2 protein-coding genes are annotated in these 952 nt (G+C 75.8%); both read right to left on the bottom strand.

Features of this window, described 5'->3' with window-relative positions; translation table 11 throughout:
• Positions 1–180: hypothetical protein (locus L2I40_RS23740; protein ID WP_237217809.1), on the bottom strand; the 180-nt coding region annotated here is incomplete at its 3' end.
• Between the two features lie 105 nt (positions 181–285).
• The coding region (locus L2I40_RS23735; protein WP_237217808.1) for a hypothetical protein at positions 286–952 on the bottom strand (667 nt) is incomplete at its 5' end.

Below are 952 nucleotides of genomic sequence, written 5' to 3'. Positions count from 1 at the left end.
GCCGGCGCCGCCGCCGATCGCGGCCCCTGCCAGTGCGCCCGCCGGCCCGCCCAGCGCGCCGACCGCCGCACCCGTCGCGGCACCCGCCGCAGCACCGCCCGTCGTCCGTTCCGTGGGGTCCGTTCCGCATGCCGCGGCCAGCAACCCGAGCGCGACGACGCTCGCCGTCCTGATCTTCATCGCTGTCGCTCCTCGCCTCGCGGCCGCGCGGCCATGCGCCGCACGGTCCGACGGTTCGGGAACGCCAGCGCAGCTTAACTGGTTGCGCCGGAGCGACGAGGCGACTCAGGCGCGCAACGTTACGGCGCCGCTGCCGACCAGCGCCGCGACACGTGCGGCGATCGCCATCGTTGCGCTCGCATCCAGGCCGAGCAGCCGCACGACGCCCGCCGCGAGTTCCTCTTCCGTCGCCACCGGCATCGCGCCGAGCAGCGCCTTGCACGCCGCCTCGATCTCCGCCGGTGCCACGCTCGCCGCGCGGCGCAGATGCGGCGCCGCGGCGCGGCGGTCGCGCGGTAGCACGGGCGTCGCATCCTCCGCCGACCAGAAGCCGCCGCGCTCCGCCACACCCTGCAACTGCCCCGCCAGACGCAGCGCCTGCTGCAAGGCCGCGCGCTCCGCCGCCTCCAGCTTCTCCTTGCCCCAGAGGATGCGCGCACGTTCGAACACCGCATCCGTCGCGACGGGCTGCTCCGCGCGGATGATCGCGGCCAGGATCTCCGACAGCTTCGCGAAGGGCACCGACGGAATCGCGCCGTCCTTCGGCACCTCCACCGCGGCTTCCGCATAGGGCTGCGCAAGACCGGGATCGGGCCCCGCCGCCGCCGGCGCGTCCGCCTTGACCTCCGGCGCCGCGCCCAGCGCCGCGCGCAGCCTTGCGCGCTCCGCCTCCGGCCGCTGCAGCCAGGCGAGCGACCAGGCGCGATGCAGCTTCCAGCCCATCATGCCGAGC

Source organism: Falsiroseomonas oryziterrae (assembly GCF_021864505.1).
GTDB lineage: Bacteria > Pseudomonadota > Alphaproteobacteria > Acetobacterales > Acetobacteraceae > Falsiroseomonas > Falsiroseomonas oryziterrae.
The sequence above is the reverse complement of the archived record's forward strand: the minus strand, read 5'-3'. Positions and strand labels throughout refer to the sequence as shown.